The organism is Methylobacterium phyllostachyos (assembly GCF_900103445.1).
GTDB classification, from domain to species: Bacteria; Pseudomonadota; Alphaproteobacteria; order Rhizobiales; family Beijerinckiaceae; genus Methylobacterium; species Methylobacterium phyllostachyos.
This window is the reverse complement of record NZ_FNHS01000011.1, coordinates 82075-100338: the sequence shown is the minus strand read 5'-3', so window position 1 is coordinate 100338 and position 18264 is coordinate 82075. Positions and strand designations below refer to the sequence as shown.

General features: G+C 69.5%; 26 protein-coding genes and 1 other RNA gene. 13 read left to right on the top strand and 14 right to left on the bottom strand.

Going from position 1 to position 18264, the window contains the following annotated elements; genetic code table 11:
• Positions 1-31: 31 nt before the first annotated feature.
• Positions 32-304 carry a hypothetical protein gene (locus BLQ49_RS18425; protein ID WP_091718483.1) on the top strand — a complete coding sequence of 91 codons (273 nt, stop codon included), beginning with the start codon at positions 32-34 and terminating at the stop codon, positions 302-304.
• On the top strand, positions 301-666 hold the full coding sequence (locus BLQ49_RS18420; RefSeq protein ID WP_091718274.1) for a DUF6883 domain-containing protein: 366 nt from the start codon (positions 301-303) through the stop codon (positions 664-666). The genes BLQ49_RS18425 and BLQ49_RS18420 overlap by 4 nt, the downstream gene beginning before the upstream one ends.
• Before the next feature lie 13 nt (positions 667-679).
• Here the strand turns inward: BLQ49_RS18420 and tlpA are convergent, their stop codons facing one another.
• The gene (gene tlpA, locus BLQ49_RS18415) at positions 680-1321 is read right to left on the bottom strand and encodes a thiol:disulfide interchange protein TlpA (RefSeq protein WP_091718272.1); all 642 of its coding nucleotides are present in this window, start codon (positions 1319-1321) and stop codon (positions 680-682) included.
• Between the two features lie 42 nt (positions 1322-1363).
• Here tlpA and argH point away from each other — a divergent pair, with 42 nt between their 5' ends.
• A complete protein-coding gene (gene argH, locus BLQ49_RS18410) occupies positions 1364-2743 on the top strand; it encodes an argininosuccinate lyase (RefSeq protein WP_091718270.1) in 1380 nt (459 codons plus the stop codon).
• A gap of 66 nt (positions 2744-2809) precedes the next feature.
• Here argH and BLQ49_RS18405 read toward each other — a convergent pair whose 3' ends face one another.
• Positions 2810-3661 carry a hypothetical protein gene (locus tag BLQ49_RS18405; protein ID WP_091718267.1) on the bottom strand — a complete coding sequence of 284 codons (852 nt, stop codon included), beginning with the start codon at positions 3659-3661 and terminating at the stop codon, positions 2810-2812.
• A 450-nt stretch (positions 3662-4111) separates the two neighbouring features.
• On the opposite strand from BLQ49_RS18405, the gene BLQ49_RS18400 reads away from it, so the two are divergent.
• The gene (locus tag BLQ49_RS18400; RefSeq protein ID WP_091718264.1) at positions 4112-4393 is read left to right on the top strand and encodes a hypothetical protein; all 282 of its coding nucleotides are present in this window, start codon (positions 4112-4114) and stop codon (positions 4391-4393) included.
• 106 nt (positions 4394-4499) lie between these two features.
• Positions 4500-5222, top strand: a complete 723-nt coding sequence (locus tag BLQ49_RS18395; protein WP_091718262.1) for an invasion associated locus b family protein — start codon at positions 4500-4502, stop codon at positions 5220-5222.
• Between the two features lie 73 nt (positions 5223-5295).
• Here the strand turns inward: BLQ49_RS18395 and BLQ49_RS18390 are convergent, their stop codons facing one another.
• Both BLQ49_RS18390 and BLQ49_RS18385 read right to left on the bottom strand, forming a co-directional pair.
• Positions 5296-5598 (bottom strand): hypothetical protein, encoded by a 303-nt coding sequence (locus tag BLQ49_RS18390; RefSeq protein ID WP_091718260.1) that lies wholly within the window; start codon positions 5596-5598, stop codon positions 5296-5298.
• A 395-nt stretch (positions 5599-5993) separates the two neighbouring features.
• Positions 5994-6677, bottom strand: coding sequence for an HAD family hydrolase (locus BLQ49_RS18385; protein ID WP_091718258.1), 684 nt, complete (start codon positions 6675-6677; stop codon positions 5994-5996).
• 160 nt (positions 6678-6837) lie between these two features.
• Here BLQ49_RS18385 and BLQ49_RS18380 point away from each other — a divergent pair, with 160 nt between their 5' ends.
• Both BLQ49_RS18380 and msrA read left to right on the top strand, forming a co-directional pair.
• Complete coding sequence (locus BLQ49_RS18380) at positions 6838-7158, top strand: PetM family of cytochrome b6f complex subunit 7 (protein ID WP_091718256.1); 321 nt, start codon at positions 6838-6840, stop codon at positions 7156-7158.
• Positions 7159-7308: 150 nt separating this feature from the next.
• Positions 7309-7965 (top strand): peptide-methionine (S)-S-oxide reductase MsrA, encoded by a 657-nt coding sequence (gene msrA / locus BLQ49_RS18375; protein WP_091718481.1) that lies wholly within the window; start codon positions 7309-7311, stop codon positions 7963-7965.
• 30 nt (positions 7966-7995) lie between these two features.
• Here the strand turns inward: msrA and BLQ49_RS18370 are convergent, their stop codons facing one another.
• Positions 7996-8208 (bottom strand): hypothetical protein, encoded by a 213-nt coding sequence (locus BLQ49_RS18370; protein WP_091718253.1) that lies wholly within the window; start codon positions 8206-8208, stop codon positions 7996-7998.
• Positions 8209-8257: 49 nt separating this feature from the next.
• Entirely contained in the window at positions 8258-9196 is a 939-nt protein-coding gene (mepA, locus tag BLQ49_RS18365) for a penicillin-insensitive murein endopeptidase (protein ID WP_091718251.1), read from the bottom strand.
• Between the two features lie 126 nt (positions 9197-9322).
• Here mepA and BLQ49_RS18360 point away from each other — a divergent pair, with 126 nt between their 5' ends.
• The gene (locus BLQ49_RS18360; RefSeq protein ID WP_091718249.1) at positions 9323-9706 is read left to right on the top strand and encodes a PRC-barrel domain-containing protein; all 384 of its coding nucleotides are present in this window, start codon (positions 9323-9325) and stop codon (positions 9704-9706) included.
• On the opposite strand, the gene BLQ49_RS18355 is transcribed toward BLQ49_RS18360, so the two are convergent.
• The 4 genes from BLQ49_RS18355 to fumC all read right to left on the bottom strand — a co-directional run bounded on the left by BLQ49_RS18355 (position 9707) and on the right by fumC (position 12436).
• Complete coding sequence (locus BLQ49_RS18355) at positions 9707-10324, bottom strand: ParB-like protein (RefSeq protein WP_091718247.1); 618 nt, start codon at positions 10322-10324, stop codon at positions 9707-9709.
• A gap of 77 nt (positions 10325-10401) precedes the next feature.
• Positions 10402-10632, bottom strand: coding sequence for a ribbon-helix-helix domain-containing protein (locus BLQ49_RS18350; protein ID WP_091718244.1), 231 nt, complete (start codon positions 10630-10632; stop codon positions 10402-10404).
• A gap of 139 nt (positions 10633-10771) precedes the next feature.
• Positions 10772-10969, bottom strand: a complete 198-nt coding sequence (locus BLQ49_RS18345; protein ID WP_091718241.1) for a DUF4169 family protein — start codon at positions 10967-10969, stop codon at positions 10772-10774.
• Between the two features lie 57 nt (positions 10970-11026).
• A complete protein-coding gene (gene fumC, locus BLQ49_RS18340) occupies positions 11027-12436 on the bottom strand; it encodes a class II fumarate hydratase (protein ID WP_091718239.1) in 1410 nt (469 codons plus the stop codon).
• A gap of 122 nt (positions 12437-12558) precedes the next feature.
• Here fumC and BLQ49_RS18335 point away from each other — a divergent pair, with 122 nt between their 5' ends.
• Both BLQ49_RS18335 and BLQ49_RS18330 read left to right on the top strand, forming a co-directional pair.
• Positions 12559-13947: a cytochrome P450 gene (locus BLQ49_RS18335; protein WP_091718479.1), complete on the top strand. Its 1389-nt coding sequence runs from the start codon at positions 12559-12561 to the stop codon at positions 13945-13947.
• Between the two features lie 83 nt (positions 13948-14030).
• Positions 14031-14303, top strand: coding sequence for a hypothetical protein (locus BLQ49_RS18330; protein WP_091718237.1), 273 nt, complete (start codon positions 14031-14033; stop codon positions 14301-14303).
• Between the two features lie 107 nt (positions 14304-14410).
• On the opposite strand, the gene BLQ49_RS30640 is transcribed toward BLQ49_RS18330, so the two are convergent.
• The 4 genes from BLQ49_RS30640 to ssrA form a co-directional block, all read right to left on the bottom strand.
• Entirely contained in the window at positions 14411-14545 is a 135-nt protein-coding gene (locus tag BLQ49_RS30640) for a hypothetical protein (RefSeq protein ID WP_280140986.1), read from the bottom strand.
• Positions 14546-14549: 4 nt separating this feature from the next.
• Positions 14550-14810 (bottom strand): hypothetical protein, encoded by a 261-nt coding sequence (locus tag BLQ49_RS18325; protein WP_091718235.1) that lies wholly within the window; start codon positions 14808-14810, stop codon positions 14550-14552.
• 40 nt (positions 14811-14850) lie between these two features.
• Positions 14851-15477, bottom strand: coding sequence for an SspB family protein (locus BLQ49_RS18320; RefSeq protein ID WP_091718232.1), 627 nt, complete (start codon positions 15475-15477; stop codon positions 14851-14853).
• A 66-nt stretch (positions 15478-15543) separates the two neighbouring features.
• Positions 15544-15926: a transfer-messenger RNA gene (ssrA, locus tag BLQ49_RS18315) on the bottom strand.
• 45 nt (positions 15927-15971) lie between these two features.
• Here ssrA and BLQ49_RS18310 point away from each other — a divergent pair.
• The 3 genes from BLQ49_RS18310 to BLQ49_RS18300 all read left to right on the top strand — a co-directional run bounded on the left by BLQ49_RS18310 (position 15972) and on the right by BLQ49_RS18300 (position 18137).
• Positions 15972-16775, top strand: a complete 804-nt coding sequence (locus tag BLQ49_RS18310) for a CPBP family intramembrane glutamic endopeptidase (protein WP_244507662.1) — start codon at positions 15972-15974, stop codon at positions 16773-16775.
• A gap of 79 nt (positions 16776-16854) precedes the next feature.
• The gene (locus BLQ49_RS18305) at positions 16855-17649 is read left to right on the top strand and encodes a thymidylate synthase (RefSeq protein ID WP_091718230.1); all 795 of its coding nucleotides are present in this window, start codon (positions 16855-16857) and stop codon (positions 17647-17649) included.
• Entirely contained in the window at positions 17646-18137 is a 492-nt protein-coding gene (locus tag BLQ49_RS18300; RefSeq protein ID WP_091718228.1) for a dihydrofolate reductase, read from the top strand. The genes BLQ49_RS18305 and BLQ49_RS18300 overlap by 4 nt, the downstream gene beginning before the upstream one ends.
• Positions 18138-18264 lie beyond the last annotated feature (127 nt).

The window sequence follows — 18264 nt, the reverse complement described above, 5'->3', positions numbered from 1 at the left end:
AGGTCTGGCGAGCCTCCTGTATCTTCAGAGCATGTCAGACCGGCTGCTCTCGCTGGTGGTCGACAGCCGTCCCGCTGAGGACCGGGCGCCGACAGGAGCTCTGTTCCGGGAACTCGACCGGGTTCGAACCCTCACCGACACCGTTGGTGAGGATGGCGAACCTGTACCTGCGGGCAGCACGGGCACCATCGTTGCGGTCTGGAACGGGGGCGCTGCCTTCGACGTCGAGTTCACGCGACCGGTCGAGGCACTCGCGGCTATTGCCCCGAATCAGCTCGCCCTTGTGGAGCGCGCCGAAGGTTGAGCGATGCCATCGGCTACCCGGCGCAATTCCGGGTCGATGACGACAAGGTCCGCCGCTACCTGCTCGATCCGAAGCACGAGGATGGCGGGGCGAAATGCGCGTTCCTCCTTAGCGTCGGCTTCACCCTCGATGATCCGGTGACGCTCATGACGGCGCTCATCGAACACCCGACACCGCAGACCTTGGTGCGAGCCTACGCCGTGCTCCACGGCCTGCGCTATCACTTCGAGGGGCCGATGCGATGTCCCGGCGGGATCTCGGCGCAGGTTCGGACCGTCTGGCAGATCGATGCCCGACCGGGCCTGCATCCGGCCCGCTTCATCACGCTCAAGCCCCTGCGCAAGACGCGCGTCGGCTTTTAGGGCCTTCCGCCCTTCACGACGTCCGCCCTAGCGCCGCGCGGATCAGCGCCAGCCCATCCGGGCTCGACCATGCCGCCGGCCCCTTCATCACCCCGATGGTGCAGCCCTGCGCGTCGATCAGCATCGTGGTGGGCAGGCCGGGCGATTGGGTGTCGCGCTGGATCGCCGGAAGCACACGCCCGCCCGGATCGGCATAGAAGGCGAGGTCGCGGATGCCGGCCTGCTTCAGCCATTCCGGCGGCTTCTCCAAGTTGCGGGTGTCGACGTTGATGGCGACCACCTGGAAATCCGGCCCGCCGAGCTGGGCCTGAAGGTGGTCGAGCGCCGGCATCTCGGCCTTGCAGGGGGCGCACCACGTCGCCCAGAGATTGACCAGCAGCAGCTTCCCCTTGAGGTCGGCGAGCCCGGTCTCGGCCCCGTCCGGACCCTTGAACCGGATCTCGGGGGCGGGCCGGGCCTGCACCGGCGCCTGCATGGCGGCGACCTCGCCCTTGGCGGCGGCATCGACCCGGGCGAGGGCCGGCTTGGCGGCGGCGCAGGGCTGAAGGGCGCCGCCCGTGTTGCCGGGCAGGAGACCGCTCCCGTATAGGGCGATCCCGAGGACGGCGAGCGCGGCGAGCCCCGCGCCGGCCAGGATGGGTGTGCGGCTGGGCATCAGGTTTGCCTGCCGGGACGTTCAGGGCGCGGAAGGATCGACATGAGCAACCGGATGTGGGGCGGCCGCTTCGCGAGCGGCCCGGCGGAGATCATGGAGGAGATCAACGCCTCCATCGGATTCGACAAGCGCCTCGCGCCCCAGGATATCCGCGGCTCGCTGGCGCATGTGGCGATGCTCGGCCAAGCCGGCATCCTGCCGGCTGAGGATGTGGCCGCGATCGAGGCCGGGCTCAAGTCCGTGCGCGACGAGATCGAGGCCGGGAGCTTCACGTTCAAGCGCGAGCTCGAAGACATCCACATGTCGGTGGAGAGCCGGCTGACCGAGATCGTCGGCCCCGCCGCCGGGCGCCTGCACACGGCGCGCTCGCGCAACGATCAGGTCGCCACCGATATGAAGCTCTGGGTGCGCGACACCCTCGACTCCCTCGACCAGCAGGCCGCCGACCTGCAGCGGGCGCTTAGCCAGAAGTCGCTGAAGCACGCCGATACCGTGATGCCGGGCTTCACCCATCTGCAATCCGCCCAGCCGGTGACCTTCGGCCACCATTGCCTCGCCTATGTCGAGATGCTGGCCCGCGACCGGGGCCGGTTCCGCGACGCCCGGGCGCGGCTCAACGAGTGCCCGCTCGGCGCCGCGGCGCTCGCCGGCACGTCCTTCCCGATCGACCGGCACGCCACCGCTTCGGCGCTGGGCTTCGACCGGCCGACCGCCAATTCCCTCGATTCGGTGGCCGACCGCGACTTCGCCCTGGAGTCCCTGGCAGCGGCCTCGATCTGCGCCGTGCATCTCTCGCGCTTCGCCGAGGAGCTGGTGGTCTGGACTTCGGCCCAGTTCAACTTCGTGCGGCTGTCGGACGGGTTCACCACCGGCTCGTCGATCATGCCGCAGAAGCGCAACCCCGACGCCGCCGAGCTGGTGCGGGCCAAGAGCGGCCGGATCATCGGCGCACTCACTGGCCTTCTCATCGTGATGAAGGGCCTGCCGCTCGCCTATTCGAAGGACATGCAGGAGGACAAGGAGGGTACGTTCGACGCCCTCCAGGCGCTGTCCCTGTGCCTTGCCGCCCTCACCGGCATGGTGAAGGATCTGGAACCCAACGCCGAGGTGCTCGCCCAAGCCGCCGGCTCCGGCTACGCCACCGCCACCGACCTCGCCGACTGGCTGGTGCGTGAACTCGGCCTGCCGTTCCGGCAGGCGCACCACGTCACCGGCCGCCTCGTGGGTGCGGCCTCCGCCAAGGGGGTCGGGCTAGAGGAGCTGTCATTACCCGAGATGCAGGAAGCCGAGCCGCGCATCACCGAGGCGGTCTACGCGGTGCTCGGCGTCGCGAACTCGGTGGCGAGCCGCACCAGCTACGGCGGCACCGCGCCCGAGAACGTGCGTCAGCAGGCGCAGAGCTGGATCGAGCGGCTGGCCTGATCGCGCTGCCCAAATCCTCCGGCGCCGGGATCTAGCCGCGTCGGAGGAAGGCTTCGCGCTGATCGTTCATCGACCGTGAGATGCGGCCGGCCACGCCGCGCTCACGGAGGCAGAAAGAGTTCCCAAGGGCCAGACCGGGATCGGCTCGACTGGCTCGGCATGGCCTGCCCGGGCTGGCCGCTCGCTGATCAGCGCCGCCATTGCGTGCAGCAGATCCACGGCCTCTTCGAACAGCCTGTGGGCTTTGACCAGGATGTCCTCGTCGCGCGGGGCCCCCGATGCGGGTGGGGCAGCGCTGTCTGGCGCGGGACCTGGGTCCGCCGGCCGTTGAACGTCTCGGCTCCCGCTATCGGCCTCGGCCTGCTCCGGCCTTGCCGTGTCCGGCCCGTCCGGTTCCGACGCGGCCTGCGTCACCTCGGCGGCGGCCGAAGCGGCTTCGCCAACCAGCGCCTCAGCGTCGACCGCCTCTCCGGCCCTGGCCGGAGAGGCGGCATTCATCCGCGCGGCGGCCCTGGCCAGGGCGGGCGATACGACGTCCGGCTGCGCCTCCGCGACGGCGTAGTCCTGAGCGGCGTCGGCGATCGCGCGGGCGATCACGGCCAGATCCCGGGCGATCAGGCGGGCGGCCTTACGGTCACCAGAGGCCGCCGCCACCCGGGCCTCCGCCTTGAGCCGCACGAGCTTCCGCTCCGCTTCCTGCAGGGTATGGGCCGCCATGGCGCGGGTGGCCGGCGGAGCGGAGGCCATGCTGGCGAGCAGGGTCTCCATCTCGGCCCGCCGCGCGCGGCGCACGGCTTCCAGGGCAGGGTCGATCCGGGCGTCGTCCTGAACCCGTGCTTGGCGCTCGCCGGGAGCCGGCTCCCTTGCCACCGTCCCGTAGCGCGGGATCGGCGGCACCCTGGACACGGCTCCGACCATGGCGGCTCCACCGCCCGTGGGAGCGGCCCTGTATTGATGGGGAGAATCAGACGATGCGGCGAAGAAATGATCCCGCATCGATGCCGGGTTGGCAAGTCGAAAAAGACAGACCACAAGATATTATGGCGTCATCTGAAAGTAGAAAACGCCATCTTTGGCAGATGTTTGACTTGGCTGGATCTGTCCGGGCCGCTCTGGCGCGGAGGATCCAAGCAGCAGGGCAGTTCACGGATATGTCCGGATGCCCCTTCGTCCCGTCCGCAATGCGATGGTGACCAGCCGGCGCGCGGCGCTGGTCCCGGAACACCCCCATCCGGCGTGGACGCCATCCCGCTTACCCACAGGCGTCGAAGAAAATTGTGCGGCGCAACCATCGCTCAAGCCGCGCGTTCACCCTCTGGCTAAGTCCGCCCCGCTAGAAGCTTCGCCGTGTGAAACGGAGTGCGCAGGATGCCTGTCGAGAGTTGGCTGAATCCGGAAGAGGTGCCGGATCTCGCGGCACGGGCAACAGCGATGATTGATGCCGCCTTGACCGGCTCGGGCCTGACCCGGGAGGCCTATTGGTTTGCCGTGCGCAAGGGCTACAACACCCCATACAACGATCCGCCCCGCAAACGCGCCGCACCGGCCCAGCCGAACGCGGTGCCGTCCCCCCTCGGGGAGGCTGTCGAACCGGTCACGGCGCCGGTGGCGGTGATCGCCGCCCAGGCTGCGGAAGCACGCGCGATCTGACGCGGATGGCGCCGTCTCGCCATCTTGCCGACGCTTTACGCAAGCTTCACTAATCCTGCACCCCGGTGTGGCCCTCAAGAGGGCTGCCCGTCGTCAGGAAGTGAAGATGGTCCGCGTTCCACGCCTGCTCCCGGTCGGAGCCCTCGTGCTGCTCTCATCCGGCCTCGTCACCGGTTTCGTCGGAGATCTCGTCGGCGCAACCGGGCTGTCCGCCACGGTCGCCCAGGCGCAGGAGGCCGCGCCTGATACGAGCGCTGACGATGCGGCCCCGGCTCAGCGCGGCCGCCGGCGCGGCCGCCAGCGGCCGAGCCGTCACGAGAAGAAGGCGGCGACGCCCCCAGGCATGCAGCAGGCTACGCCGGTGGCGATCTTCGGCGACTGGAACGTGTTCGTGAACGGCGATGGCCGCAACAAGCTCTGCTACGCCATCGCGCAGCCGCAGGCGCGCTCGCCCAAGACGCTGAAGCGCGACACCGCTTACCTGTTCGTGAGCGTGCGCAAGGGCGAGAACGTGCAGAACGAGGTGGCGGTGATGCTGGGCTTCCCGTCGAAGCCCGCAGCCGCCCAGGTCAAGCCCGGCTCGGCTGCCGCACCCACCGACCCGAGCCTCAATCTCGGCGCCAGCCGGTACGGACTCGTGGTGAAGGACGGCAATGCGTGGCTGCAGAACCCGGCCGAGGAGGCGCGGGTCGTCTCCGAGATGAGCGCCCGCAACCCGAAGCTCATCATCAAGACCACGTCGCTGCGCGGCAACCCGACGAGCGACGAATACGCGCTGGGCGGTTTCGCCGAGGCCATGAAGCGCACCCGCGAGGAATGCGCCCGCTAGGTCGATCGCGGCGAAGGCTCCACCCTCCGCCGCGGCGGCGAAGACCGCGGCGGAGTGGCTTTCCGTGGGCCGGTCAGGCGCGGCGCAGCCGGGCCCGGTCCGGTCCGGTCTCAGCCGGGGCCCGGGCACGGATGCGCGCGCGGGCCGCGCGGGCCGCCTGCTCGGCGGTGCGGAACACGGCGCCGTCGAGCCCGTCGAAATCGCGGGCCGACGAGAAGAACCGCACGCCGCGCCCCTCCGGCACGGCGATTCCGGCCGTGACCTCGCCGATCTCGATCACCCGTGGCGGTTCGTTCCGGGTTGGCGCGGAGACAAGGGCCGGATCGGCGCCTGCGAGGCGGTCGTCGGGTTTCAGCTCTGTGTAGAGACTGTCCATGGCACGTGAGGCTCCCTGGGCTGGCGTGAAGCCATGCCGGATCGCGATGACTGCTGCATGATGGTCGGCGGGCTAGCGTCGACAGCGCCGCCATGGGGCGCGGGAGCAGGGCGCGTTAAGGGATATGGGGGCGTCGAAAGGCAGTCGGTTCGACATCGGATGTCCTCCAGACTGAAGGACCGCGCGGCGCACAAGGCCGTCGCAGTGCTTTAGCGTTTGATGACGCGGCGCAAGCTACGCTTCTCAAATGACCGCGACCGCGGCGGGAACCGTCCCGTGGCGGCACCACTGAAGATGGAGGTATGGCCGCGGCCCGTCAACGGAAGCGATTTCCGTTTTTCCGATCGCGTCTGGCACGGTACGGTTCCGGCCGGGCCCGGCGGAGGCGGGATTCTTCAGGCCTCGGCGATAATGGTCGCGAGGTCGGAAAAATCCGAAAAGATCCGGGCCGCGCCGGCGCGCACCAAGTCCGATCCCGCGGGATCGTGGCCCCAGTGACCGCCGCCGGTGAAACCGGCGACCCGCATGCCCGCGCTCCGGGCCGCTGTGACCCCGGGCACGCTGTCCTCGACGACCAGACACGCCCCGGGCGGGACCCCCATGCGCTCGGCCGCGAACAGGAACAGGTCCGGGAAGGGCTTGCCCCGCTTCACCTGTGCCGAGGAGAAGACATGCGCGCCGAACAGCGGCAGCAGCCCCGTCAACGTCAGGGAATGGCGCAGCCGCACCGGGTCGCTGCTCGACGCCACGCAGGCCGGCAGGCCAAGCGCCGCGACCGCTTCGGCGACGCCGCGCATCGCCTGCAACTCGGTATCGAACAGCGCCAGGGTCTCGGCCTTGACCGTCTCCACGAAGCCGTCGGGCGCCGTGACCCCGTAATCCCGGGCGATATGCGCCATGATCGACGGCATGGACGTACCGGTGAAGCGCGCCCGCACGGTGGCAAGGTCGATCGCCACGCCGATCCGGTTGAGGCCGGTTGTGAGGCAGGCGAGGCTGAGAGGCTCGCTGTCGATCAGGACGCCGTCGCAATCGAAGATCACAAGGCCGAGGTGGTGTGTCGTCGCGCGCGCGTCCAAGGCCGACCGTTCCCGTACGGCCCGCCGCCGCCCGACGCCCTGTGACACGTGCTCCCCGGACCGGCAACCGCGGGTTGCCGGCGCTTGCGCCCGGCGGCCGGGACCCATACTCCGGGCCGGGCGCCGGCCAGGCGCGCATGAGGCTTCGAAGACGTCCGCGATGATCCGCTTTCTGGTCCGCGTCCTGGGCTTCCTGCTGCTGGCCGGCGGCTTCGTCGCCTTGGTCTATGACGGTGCCCGCTCCATCGCCAATAACGGCCTGCGGGTCACGCCGCTCTCCGAGGTGATCGCCACCCTGTTCAAGGACCGGGCCGGCGCCCTGCAGGGCAGCGTCGAGGGGGCGGCACCCTGGCTCTGGCACGTGCTGGGCCTGCCGCTCACCCTGGCGCCGGCCTCCCTGATCGGGCTGGTCCTCGGCGCGGTTCTGCTCTGGCTCGGCCAGCCGGGCCGCGAGCCGATCGGCTTCCTGACGAAGCCCTGAGCGCGAACCGCGATCCAGGATCGGGATGATGCCAGGACGATGACGGCGCGCATCGGGCCGTTCCGGTTTTCGGGACGATGGCCCCAAGCTTTCTCGCGGCCCGATGCGACTCCATATGGGACACATCTGTTGGAGACCGAGGGCAAGCCGATGTTCCTGTTCCGCAAGCGCCCCGAGATGCCGGGCCCCGCCGAGGCCCTGCCGGGGCGCCCGACGCCGCTTCCCACGGCCGAGACCCATTACGTCAACGGCAACCCGCTCAAAGGTCCCTATCCGCCCGGCACCGAGACGATCGCCCTCGGGCTCGGCTGCTTCTGGGGCGCCGAGCGCCGGTTCTGGCAACTGCCCGAAGGCGTGTTCGTGACCGCCGTGGGCTATGCCGGCGGCTACACCCCGAACCCGACCTACGAGGAGGTCTGCACCGGTCAGACCGGCCACAACGAGGTCGTGCTGGTGGCCTTCGACCCGGCAGTGCTGCCGCTGGATGCGGTGCTGCGGACCTTCTTCGAGAGCCACGACCCGACCCAGGGCATGCGCCAGGGCAACGATGTCGGCACGCAGTACCGTTCCGGTATCTACACGAACGGGCCCGTCCAGGAAGAGACCGCCCGCGCCGTGCGCGAGGCCTATGCCGAGGCGCTGCGGGCGCGAGGCTTCCCGGACATCACCACGGAGATCAAGCCGCTGGAGCAGTTCTACTTCGCGGAAGGCTACCACCAGCAATACCTGGCCAAGAACCCGGGCGGCTATTGCGGCCTGGGCGGCACCGGCGTCAGCTGCCCGGTCGGGACCGGCGTCGCGGCCTGATTGGTTTCAGGACGTGCCGCCGGGGGTTCCTTACCGGCTGCCGCCGGATGCTCCTTCCGAGCTGCCGCCGGGTGCTTCTTCTGGCCTCCCGCCGGGCTTGGGCGGCATGCCCGGCGCCGCCGGGGCGGAGACAGGGCCGCCGAGTTGCGGCGTGCTGTTCGGGCTGCGCAGCACGATCAGCACGCTGCCGAGCACCGAGAGGGCGACGGCGGTGACGAGGATGAGGAAGAGCCAGCGGGGCATCCTGGGGCGTTAGCACATCGCGCGGGTTCGTGAACCGCCCCCGATCGCCTCACGGCGCCTTCAGCACCGCCCGGCAGGCGGCCGGCAGCGCCGCCATCGTCATGGCGGGCTTGGGCTTCGGCGGCACCTTCGGAGGCTTCGGATGCAGCACCGCGTCCGAGAACCAGTAGCCGAGGTCGTCGCAACCGTCGCCGCCGGGGGGCGGGGCCTGCGGCTGGCAATCCTCCTGGCCGGCCGGGCAGGCGAGCCGGATATGGTAGTGGTAATTGTGCCCGTACATCGGGCGCACCTTGGACATCCAGCGGCTGCCGGCGGCGTCGCGGCAGAGCGCCTTCTTGATCGCCGCGTTGACGAAGATGCGCTCTACTTCCGGCTGCTCGGCGGTGAGCTTGATCAATTGCAGGTGCGTCGGCGTCCAGACCTCCGGGTCGATGTCGAGGCGGTCGGGCCGGACCATGTCGGTGGCCGAGGTCTCCTCGCGCTCCGCCCGGCTCATGCGGTGGTCGGGCATCGGCGTCAGCCAGACGTCGGCATCGATGCCGATCTGGTGCGAGGCATGGCCGGTGATCATCGGGCCGCCCCGGGGCTGGGCCATGTCGCCGACGAGCAGGCCCGGCCAGCCGACCCGCGCGGCCTTCTGCGACAGCCGCTCGACGAAATCGACGAGGTAGGGCGTGCCCCACATCCGGTTGCGGGACGGGCGCATGACCTGCCAGTTCGGCCCGTCCAGAGGCAGCGCCTCGCCGCCCGCGAAACAGCCCTTGGCGTAGAACCCGTAGATATGGGCCGGACCCGCGGTGGCCTTCGTGACGCGGCCGAACAGCGCCTTGGCGGGGGTCGAGGGCGCGTCCGGGTGCTCCAGGGGCGGCAGAGGTTTCGGGCTGACGCTGCCGCGGTCCTGGGCCTGGGCGACGGCGGGCAGGAGCAGCGCGGCCAGCGCGAGGCTCCTGGCGAGGAGCGGGGAAACAGGCGAGGGGAGGCGCGGCATGCGGGGCTGTTCGTCCGGATGAGAGGGCGCGCGGGCGCACGCCGGAACGTGGCCCCCGCCCGGGGCGTTTTTCGGGCAGACGTCACCGTCATATCGGGAGACGACCATGCACATCGGGAGGCGACCATGACGGCAACCGGCCAACCCGCCACGCGCGATCCCCGCCGCCTGATCGCCAGCGACCGGGTAATCGGCACCGATATCCGCCGGCCGGATGGGACCCGGATCGGCCGAATCGAGCGCCTGATGCTCGACAAGGCCTCCGGCCGGGTCGCCTACGCGGTGATGAGCTTCGGCGGCTTCCTGGGCCTCGGCGAGGATTTCTATACCCTGCCCTGGTCGGTGCTGCGGTTCGAGCCCCGGCAGGACGCCTATGTGCTCGACATCCCGGAGGAGCAACTCCGCGCCGCTCCGGCCCGCACCCCCGAGGGCACCGATCCTGCCACGGACGGTGCCTGGGAGGAGCAGATCCACCGCTACTACGACGCGGCGCCTTACTGGGGAATCTGATCAGCCCTCCGACGGGCCGCACCAACCCGGGAGGTAGCCGGCCTCCTTGGACTTGGCCAGCGCCATGGCCTTCTCCAGGGCGGCCGAGAAGTCGTGCTCGACGCGCTTCTCCTTGATGTTGCGCCGGAGGAAGTCCGCCCACAGGAACTCGCTGAACGGCGTCGTGTCCTTCGCGAAGCCGCCGGCCCGGCGCAACTCGCCCGCGAGGCTCCGGAAGGGATCGTCCGCCAGATCGGTGATCGCCTTCGGAAGATCCTTGAAATCGCGCCGCACCCCGTCGGCATCGTAGGGATAGACCCACGATTTGTGGTCGCAGACCGTCCAGAAGGCATCCTTCTCGAGATGGTGCAGGTCGGCGATCACGGTCACCAGCACGTCCTTGACGCCCTCCTCCAGCAGGGCGCGGGAGAGGTGATGATGATCGACGACGTAGTGGCGCTTCTTGGGGCCCAGCACCGTCGGAATCTGATGCGCGCCGAGGAATTCCCGCTTCTTCTCGCCGTCATAGGCGCGCCAGCGGCGGCGCTTCTCCGCCACCTCCCGGTAGCCCACGGTCATCTGGGTCGGCCGCAGCTCCGCGATCGGGACGGGCTTGAGCAGCGGTTCGCGTGTGGTCATGAGTCGCAAGTCCTGCGTGGTTCTGTCGCGCAGATGTCACAAGATGCGGCAAGCCGGAAGGTCAACCCGGTGCGCGGTCACATTTGCTGGATCGGCGGCGCGCGCACGGCTTCCAGCACGAACACCCGGATCGCCGAGGACAGGTTCTGACCGCCGCGTCCGGCATCGATTGCTCCGATCAGCGCCTGGACTGACTGGCCCCGCGCCTCCGCGACCTCGCGCAGAGCCGCCCAGAACGGATCCTCAAGGGATACGCTGGTGCGGTGGCCGGCGATCATCACAGAGTGCTTGGTGAGGCCGGCCCTCATGCCGAGACGGCGCGCCCCGTCTTGGCGAGCGGAGCGAAGCAATCCAGGGCAGCGCAACCTGGGCCAGCGTGGCGCTCCTGGGTTGCTTCGCTCTGCTCGCAAAGACGGCCGGGCCGTCCCATCCCGTTGGCGTTCGCTCTCATTCGGAAGAATCCAAATCGCCCCGCTCGAGCCGGTGGCCCTCGTGGCGCTCGGTCTCCAGGGCCTTGCGCCGCTGCTGGAGGGTCTTGGCCTTCTTCGGCTGGCCGAAGGCGATCCGGTTCGACTCGGCCTTCGCGTCCTCAGCCGCCCGGACCTTCGCCTTGCGGACCTGACGCAGGTTGATGATCTCGGCCATGGATCGCCTCCCAAAGCCGACGCGAGCGGACCCGCGCCGGGCCAAGTCCCAAAAGCATCAATCGGCGCTGGGGGCCAGCATGGTCTCCGGCCGGACCACGCGCTCGAACTCCTCCTCGGTCACGTAGCCGAGGCGCAGCGCCTCCTGCTTGAGGGTCGTCCCGTTCTTGTGCGCGGTCTTGGCGATCTCGGCGGCCTTGTCGTAGCCGATCGACGGGGCGAGCGCGGTCACCAGCATGAGCGACCGGCTCATCAGGTCGGCGATCTTGTCCTCATTGGCCTTGATGCCGACCACGCAATTGTCGGTGAAGCTGATCGCCGCATCGGCCAGCAGGCGGATCGACTGCAGCACCGCGTTGGCGATCACCGGCTTGAACACGTTGAGCTCGAAATTGCCCTGGGAGCCGGCGAAGCTCACCGTGGTGCCGTTGCCGATCACCTGGGCGCAGACCATCGTCAGGGCCTCGCACTGGGTCGGGTTGACCTTGCCGGGCATGATCGAGGAGCCGGGCTCGTTCTCGGGCAGCGACAGCTCGCCGAGGCCCGAGCGCGGGCCCGAGCCGAGGAAGCGGATGTCCTGGGCGATCTTGAACAGGCCGGCGGCGAGGGCGCCCAGCGCGCCCTGTGTGAACACCAGGGCGTCATGAGTGGCCAGCGCCTCGAACTTGTTCTCGGCCGAGGTGAAGGGCAGGCCGGTCAGCTCCGCGACCTTGGCGGCGAAGCGCTCGGCGAATTCCGGATGGGCGTTCAGACCGGTGCCGACCGCGGTGCCGCCCTGGGCGAGCGCCAGGACTCCCGGCAGGGTCGCGGCGACCCGCGAGCCGCCGAGCGCGACCTGCGCGGCGTAGCCCGAGAATTCCTGGCCGAGGGAGACCGGCGTCGCGTCCTGCAGGTGCGTGCGGCCGATCTTGACGATCGATTCGAACGCCTTGGCCTTGGCGTCGAGCGCCCCGTGCAGGTGGGAGAGCGCCGGCAGCAGGCGGCCCTGGATCTCGCGGGCCACCGCGATGTGCATGGCGGTCGGGAAGGTGTCGTTCGAGGACTGGCCGCGGTTGCAATGGTCGTTCGGGTGGACCGGCGACTTGCCGCCGCGCTGACCACCCAGCCGCTCGTTGGCGAGGCTCGCGATCACCTCGTTGGCGTTCATGTTGGACTGCGTGCCCGAGCCGGTCTGGTAGATGACCAGCGGGAACTCGTCGTCGTAGCGACCATCCACCACCTCGGCGGCCGCGGCCGCGATGGCGTCGGCGAGCTTCGGCTCCAGGGCGCCGAGATCCTTGTTCACCAGGGCCGCGGCCTGCTTCACGAGGCCCAGCGCGTGCACCAGCGGCGCCGGCATCCGGTCGGTGCCGATCTTGAAGTTCTGGATCGAGCGCTGCGTCTGCGCGCCCCAGTAGCGATGCGCCGGAACCTCAATCGGACCGAAGGTATCGGACTCGGTGCGGGTGGCGGTCTCGGTGGGCGACATCGTGGCCTCTACGTCTGGTGCAGTGCGGTGCCTACTTAAATGAGGCGCGGGTGAATCGCGATGCCGGTTTGGGCCGGCGCACCGACAAGGGCGGGGCTCTGTTCCCGCCGGACAAGGAGCCGATGAGCGCGACGATCGACCTGCCCGAGCCCGCCACCCGGTTCCGCCCGACCGTGCCGCCTCCGCTGAAGGAGCCGCTCGGCCTGTTCGAGTTCCTGCGGGCGGCGCGGAAGAACCCGATCACCACCTGGATGGACGTGCATTTCAAGTTGCCGGTGGTGGCGGCCGAGGGCGCGATGGGCCGGATCACCCTGGTGAGCGACCCGGCGCTGATTCGCTCCGTGCTGATCGAGAAGGCCGAGAATTACCGCAAGGACGATCTCCAGCGCCGGGTGCTGGCCCCCGGGCTCGGCAACGGCCTGCTCAGCGCCGAGGGTGACGAGTGGCGGCTCCAGCGTCGGACACTGGCGCCGATCTTCAACGCCCGCACGGTCCAGGGCTTTTCCGACGCGATGAACGCCGCCGGCGCGCGCCTCGGCCGGCGCCTCGCCCGCCGGGCCGGCAAACAGGTCGATGTCGCCTTGGAGATGACCCGCGTCACGCTGGACGTGCTGGAGCGGACGATTTTTACGCACGGCTTGCCGAGCGATCCGGACGCTTTGGGGCGCGCCATCACGCGCTTCCTGGAGGCGGTGGGGCCGATCGACCCGCTCGACGTGTTCGGCGTGCCGGATTTCGTGCCGCGGATCGGCCGCCTGCGGGCGCGCCCGGCCGGGCGCTTCTTCGCCGAGGTGGTCGACGCACTGATCGCCCGGCGTAAGGCGCTGATGGCGCAGGGCGAGGCGCCACGGGATCTGCTGACGCTGCTGCTCGCCGCGCAGGACCCCGAGACCGGTACCGGCCTCTCGGACCTCGCCGTGAAGGCCAACATCGTCACCTTCATCGCGGCCGGTCATGAAACCACCGCCAATTCCCTGACCTGGACGCTGTACTGCCTGTCGCAGGATCCCGCCGCCCAGGCCCGGCTCGAGGCCGAGGTCGACGCCGCCGGGCCCGGCGACTTTGCCGTGGAGCGGCTGCCCTACACGCGGGCGGTGATCGAGGAGGCGATGCGCCTGTTCCCGCCAGTGCCGTTCCTCAGCCGGCAGGCCGTGCGGGACGATCGGTTCGGCCGGATCAAGGTGCCGCGGGGCTCGCTGGTGATGGTGGCCCCCTGGGTGCTCCACCGCCACGAGCTGCTGTGGGACGATCCCGAAGCCTTCGTGCCGGAGCGGTTCCTGCCCGAGAACCGCGACAGCATCGCGCGCTTCACCTACCTGCCGTTCGGGGCGGGGCCGCGGGTCTGCATCGGGCAGAGTTTTTCGGTGCAGGAGGCGGTGATCCTGCTGGCGCATATCGTGCGGGCGGTGCGGTTCCACCTGCCGGCCGATCACCCCCCGGTCACGCCGCTGCACCGGGTGACGCTGCGGCCCGAGCACGGGTTGCGCATGGAGGCCGAGGGACGGGCGTGAGCGAGTTGACGGGGACCCGGGCGTTCTCACATTGCTGACGCGCGCACGTGAGTCGCCCCGGCTGGAATCAGGCACGAATCGCGATGGCCGATACCGCTGCTCCCGCAACGCTGGACTACGCCGAGCAGGTTGCCCGCGTCCTGCGCTCCAATGCGGAGACGGAAAAGTTCGTCGCCGAGCAGCGTAAGCTGATCGACGAGCAGACCAAGCTCCAGGCCAAGGCGGCGAAGCTGCACGCCGAGACACTGAAGCTCGGTCGAGACCGCGTCTTGGCGCCGCTCTCCATCGCTTTTGCTGGCATGGCGGCCGCATTCTTTGGCGCGGGCGCCGCGTTCGTCAAATTGCTGAGCCCGTGATCGTCCCAGGACTGTCCGTTTGTGAGGGCACTACTGGACGATCGGCGCGGCTCGTCGAGATGGTCCCAGATGAGGCGTTTGGCCGTCCGTACCTGCGACTGCGGCCGTTAATCGCCCCGACGCGCCTCTAACTGGCGGGTCTTGCGGTCGTAGATCCGGCTCGCGATCCAGACACCGACGAAGAATGTCGCCGACATGGCAAGGGCGAGCCCGAGGATCTGATTGGCATAAGCTTGGGTCATGCGATCAATCCTCCGGACGTAGGAATCTGATCAAGAGCTGACCCATCAGATGTAGGACGATTGCTGCCAACAGCAAAGTCCAACCGCCGTCGGCGAGCAGATCGAAATGGCGTTGCGCGAGGGGATTGATGACCGCAATGCCGATCGTGGCAATGGCCGACGAGTTCAGCAAAGTCGCAGCCAGCTTCAGCCCCTCGTTGAAGCGCTTGGCGCGGTGCTTCCGCTCGCCCGCCGACAGACCCGCCTGCGCGATCCCTTCATCCACCCTTGAACCCCCCGGGCCGTCGATTCGGCCTCGGAAGAATTCAGCTCTTCTTACGGAACGCGTCCAGGCTCACGACTTCGGCGCCGGCCTCCTCCCCCTCCTTCTTGGCGGCGGGGCGAGATGCCTTCTCGTCCGGCTTGGGCGAGCCCTTGTCGCTCGCCGCCGCGGGCGCCGGCAGGCCCTTCGGTGCGGCCGCACCGATCGTGGCGACACCGGCACTCTTGGGCCGGACCTCGCCGGGCTCGGAACCCGCGCCGCGCGGGCCGGCCTTGGCCGGGGCGGCGTTCGCCTCCTCGGGCGCCTCGCCGGCCTCGCTGAGGTCGAACTTCAGGCCGAACTGCACGGAGGGGTCAAAGAAGCCCGACAGGGCGTCGAACGGCACCAGCAGCCGCTCCGGCACGCCCGAGAAGGACAGGCCGACCTCGAAGGCGTGCTCGGTGACGTTGAGGTCCCAGAACTGGTGCTGCAGGACGATCGTCATATCCTGCGGGTACTTCTCGCGCAGGGCCTGCGACATCCGCACGCCGGGCGCCTCCGTTCGGAACGAGACGTAGAAATGGTGCTCGCCCATCAGCCCCTCGCGGGCCGCGTCGGTCAGCACCTTGCGCACGACGCCGCGCAGGGCGTCCTGTACCAGAAGATCGTAGCGGATCAGGTCGTCTGCCATCTGCGGTCGCGCTCTCGCCCGGTCTGCCCGGCGCCCCGCCGCGGATGGCCGGACCGAGGAATTGGAAGTGGAGGCTTCTGTTGCCAGGTGCCTCCGAACCCCGCCTATGCGGTGCTACCCGCTAGGACTTCAATTTGGTATTGGGGACCGCTTACGCGGCCACCGCCACCGGAGCAAAGTTGTCGTTGGCAACTATTGCAAAGGCCCGATAACGGCGGAACCATGCCGAGCGAAAGTTCAACCTTTACGCCCTCGTCGATCCTATTTCGCCCCCGCCGGAACCCAGGCTCGCGGTCATACGCCTTGCGGCAGCATGTCCTGGGTTCGGGTGGAGGCGCCGGGTACCGCCCCCGGGTCCGATAGGTTTATTGCGAAGAACGTTTATCGCCATAGCCGGACTCGCGACCGGCTCCCGAGATATAGAGGGGATCGGTCCGGTTTTGAAGCCCGATCGTGTCGCGCCTGCGCCTCTTATCGCGCCTCCGGCCGAGGATGTGGTCGGAAGTGCGCAGTCCCATGCCTCCGCGCCGGACGGGCGGGGCCGTCTCGACCGGATCTGGACCGCGACGTGGCGTCTCGGCGCCCTGATCGGGCTCGTGGTCCTCTATCTCGGGGCGGCGAGCCTGCTGTCGCTGGCCGCCGTGCGCGTCGGATTCGATCTGTGGAAGGGGATCGACCCGTTCCTGCCGCCGGAGCGGCGCCCCTTCCTGGGTGCCGTGGAACTCGCCCACCGGGCCTTCGCGGTCGACGCGCTGCGGCAGGTCTTCCTCGCCCTCCTGGTGATCGGCGGGGCTTGGCTGCGGGACCGGGCCGGGTGGCGTCGTCGCCTCGCCCTCGACCGGGAGCGACCGAACGGGATGCGGCCCGTCATCCTGCTGGGGATCTTGCTGGTCTGGCCGGTGCTGCACATAGCCTGGGTGACCGGCACGGCGGAACTGTTCGGCGCGAGCTTCGGCCAGCACGTGCGGCTCTCGCCGTTCATGAGCCAGGCCGCGGTGGCGGCGTGGCTCGCCTACCTCACCATCCTGGCCCCCGTGGCCGAGGAGCTGCTGCTGCGCGGCGAGGCGTTCGCCCGCGCCCAGGCCGCCGTGGGGCCGATGGGGGCGATCCCGGTCACCGCCCTGATCTTCGCAGCGGCTCATGTCTCGTCCTGGGGGCTCGCCCGGCCGGTCTCGCTGCTGCCCCTGGCCTTCGCCCTCGGCTGGCTGCGCTGGCGGACCGGGCGGCTCTGGCCCGGCATCGCCCTCCACGGCTGGTCGAACCTCGCGCTCGTGACCTATCTGCTCTGGCCAAGCTGATCACCATGATGCGCGACGGCGGTGCATAGATGTCGCCGGCGCGCTTGCCGCGTGCCCCGGCGGCGCGCAGAAATGGCGGATGGACGCTTATCACGACCTGCTCCGGCGCATCCTCGACGCGGGCGCCGCCAAGGAGGACCGGACCGGAACTGGCACGCTCTCGGTGTTCGGCCATCAGATGCGCTTCGACCTGTCGGCCGGCTTCCCCCTGGTCACCACGAAGCGCCTGCACCTGCGCTCGATCATCCACGAGCTGCTCTGGTTCCTGGCCGGCGACACCAACGTGGCGGCCCTCCGGGCGAACGGCGTGACGATCTGGGACGAGTGGGCCGACGCGCACGGCGACCTCGGGCCCGTCTACGGCAAGCAGTGGCGCTCCTGGCAGAAGCCTGATGGCGGCACGGTCGATCAGATCGCCTGGGTACTCGACGAGATCCGGCGCAACCCGGACTCCCGCCGCCTGATCGTCTCGGCCTGGAACCCGGCCGACCTCGACAAGATGGCGCTCGCCCCCTGCCACTGCCTGTTCCAGTTCTACGTGAGCGAGGGGCGGCTCTCCTGCCAGCTCTACCAGCGCTCGGCCGACGCCTTCCTCGGCGTGCCGTTCAACATCGCGAGCTACGCGCTCCTGACCCACATGATCGCGCAGGTGACGGGCCTCGGGGTCGGCGACTTCGTCCACACCTTCGGCGACGCGCATCTCTACCGGAACCACCTTGAGCAGACCCGGACCCTGCTGGCCCGGGAGCCGCGCCCGCTGCCGCAGTTGCGGCTGAACCCGGCGGTGCGTGACCTGTTCGCCTTCCGGTACGAGGACATCACAATCGAGAATTACGACCCGCACCCGGCCATCGCGGCGCCGGTGGCGGTATGAGACCGACTGTTTCGCTCGTCGCAGCCGTCGCCCGCAACGGCGTGATCGGCCGCGACAACGGCCTTGCCTGGCATCTGTCGAGCGACCTGAAGCGGTTCAAGGCGCTCACCATGGGCAAGCCGATGCTGATGGGCCGCCGGACCTGGGACTCGATCGGCCGGCCATTGCCGGGCCGCCGGACCCTCGTGCTGACCCGCGACCGTGGCTTCCGGGCCGAGGGCACGGAGGCCGTCCACGACTGGGAGGCCGCGCTGGCGGCCGCCGCCGGTACGGAGCTGATGGTGGTGGGCGGCGCAGAGATCTACGCCCTCGCCCTGCCGCAGGCCGATCGGCTCCACCTCACCGAGGTCGAGGCGGAACCGGAGGGCGATGTGCGATTCCCGGATTTCGACCGGGCGCAGTTCCGCGAGACCTTTCGCGAGGCGTACCCCGCCGGCCCGCGCGACGAGCACGCCTTCGCGTTCGTGGATTGGGAACGCGTGCGCTGAGGCGCGCCGCCGCATTTGCCTTCTGTGCTCTGCATGCCCACCTGCCAGCCTTGACAGCACGGGGCATGCACCCGCAGGTGCCTGTCGGGTGCGCGTGCTCACGTCGGGCCTGCGCATCCTGCGGGAA

What these genes read in the sequence shown, in the direction of transcription:
- BLQ49_RS18425 (WP_091718483.1), top strand. Translation starts at nt 32, where the DNA reads ATGTCAGACCGGCTGCTCTCGCTGGTGGTCGACAGCCGTCCCGCTGAG.
- tlpA (WP_091718272.1), bottom strand. Translation starts at nt 1,321, where the DNA reads ATGCCCAGCCGCACACCCATCCTGGCCGGCGCGGGGCTCGCCGCGCTC.
- argH (WP_091718270.1), top strand. Translation starts at nt 1,364, where the DNA reads ATGAGCAACCGGATGTGGGGCGGCCGCTTCGCGAGCGGCCCGGCGGAG.
- BLQ49_RS18405 (WP_091718267.1), bottom strand. Translation starts at nt 3,661, where the DNA reads ATGGTCGGAGCCGTGTCCAGGGTGCCGCCGATCCCGCGCTACGGGACG.
- BLQ49_RS18400 (WP_091718264.1), top strand. Translation starts at nt 4,112, where the DNA reads ATGCCTGTCGAGAGTTGGCTGAATCCGGAAGAGGTGCCGGATCTCGCG.
- BLQ49_RS18395 (WP_091718262.1), top strand. Translation starts at nt 4,500, where the DNA reads ATGGTCCGCGTTCCACGCCTGCTCCCGGTCGGAGCCCTCGTGCTGCTC.
- BLQ49_RS18390 (WP_091718260.1), bottom strand. Translation starts at nt 5,598, where the DNA reads ATGGACAGTCTCTACACAGAGCTGAAACCCGACGACCGCCTCGCAGGC.
- BLQ49_RS18380 (WP_091718256.1), top strand. Translation starts at nt 6,838, where the DNA reads ATGATCCGCTTTCTGGTCCGCGTCCTGGGCTTCCTGCTGCTGGCCGGC.
- msrA (WP_091718481.1), top strand. Translation starts at nt 7,309, where the DNA reads ATGTTCCTGTTCCGCAAGCGCCCCGAGATGCCGGGCCCCGCCGAGGCC.
- BLQ49_RS18370 (WP_091718253.1), bottom strand. Translation starts at nt 8,208, where the DNA reads ATGCCCCGCTGGCTCTTCCTCATCCTCGTCACCGCCGTCGCCCTCTCG.
- mepA (WP_091718251.1), bottom strand. Translation starts at nt 9,196, where the DNA reads ATGCCGCGCCTCCCCTCGCCTGTTTCCCCGCTCCTCGCCAGGAGCCTC.
- BLQ49_RS18360 (WP_091718249.1), top strand. Translation starts at nt 9,323, where the DNA reads ATGACGGCAACCGGCCAACCCGCCACGCGCGATCCCCGCCGCCTGATC.
- BLQ49_RS18355 (WP_091718247.1), bottom strand. Translation starts at nt 10,324, where the DNA reads ATGACCACACGCGAACCGCTGCTCAAGCCCGTCCCGATCGCGGAGCTG.
- BLQ49_RS18350 (WP_091718244.1), bottom strand. Translation starts at nt 10,632, where the DNA reads ATGAGGGCCGGCCTCACCAAGCACTCTGTGATGATCGCCGGCCACCGC.
- BLQ49_RS18345 (WP_091718241.1), bottom strand. Translation starts at nt 10,969, where the DNA reads ATGGCCGAGATCATCAACCTGCGTCAGGTCCGCAAGGCGAAGGTCCGG.
- fumC (WP_091718239.1), bottom strand. Translation starts at nt 12,436, where the DNA reads ATGTCGCCCACCGAGACCGCCACCCGCACCGAGTCCGATACCTTCGGT.
- BLQ49_RS18335 (WP_091718479.1), top strand. Translation starts at nt 12,559, where the DNA reads ATGAGCGCGACGATCGACCTGCCCGAGCCCGCCACCCGGTTCCGCCCG.
- BLQ49_RS18330 (WP_091718237.1), top strand. Translation starts at nt 14,031, where the DNA reads ATGGCCGATACCGCTGCTCCCGCAACGCTGGACTACGCCGAGCAGGTT.
- BLQ49_RS30640 (WP_280140986.1), bottom strand. Translation starts at nt 14,545, where the DNA reads ATGACCCAAGCTTATGCCAATCAGATCCTCGGGCTCGCCCTTGCCATG.
- BLQ49_RS18320 (WP_091718232.1), bottom strand. Translation starts at nt 15,477, where the DNA reads ATGGCAGACGACCTGATCCGCTACGATCTTCTGGTACAGGACGCCCTG.
- BLQ49_RS18305 (WP_091718230.1), top strand. Translation starts at nt 16,855, where the DNA reads ATGGACGCTTATCACGACCTGCTCCGGCGCATCCTCGACGCGGGCGCC.
- BLQ49_RS18300 (WP_091718228.1), top strand. Translation starts at nt 17,646, where the DNA reads ATGAGACCGACTGTTTCGCTCGTCGCAGCCGTCGCCCGCAACGGCGTG.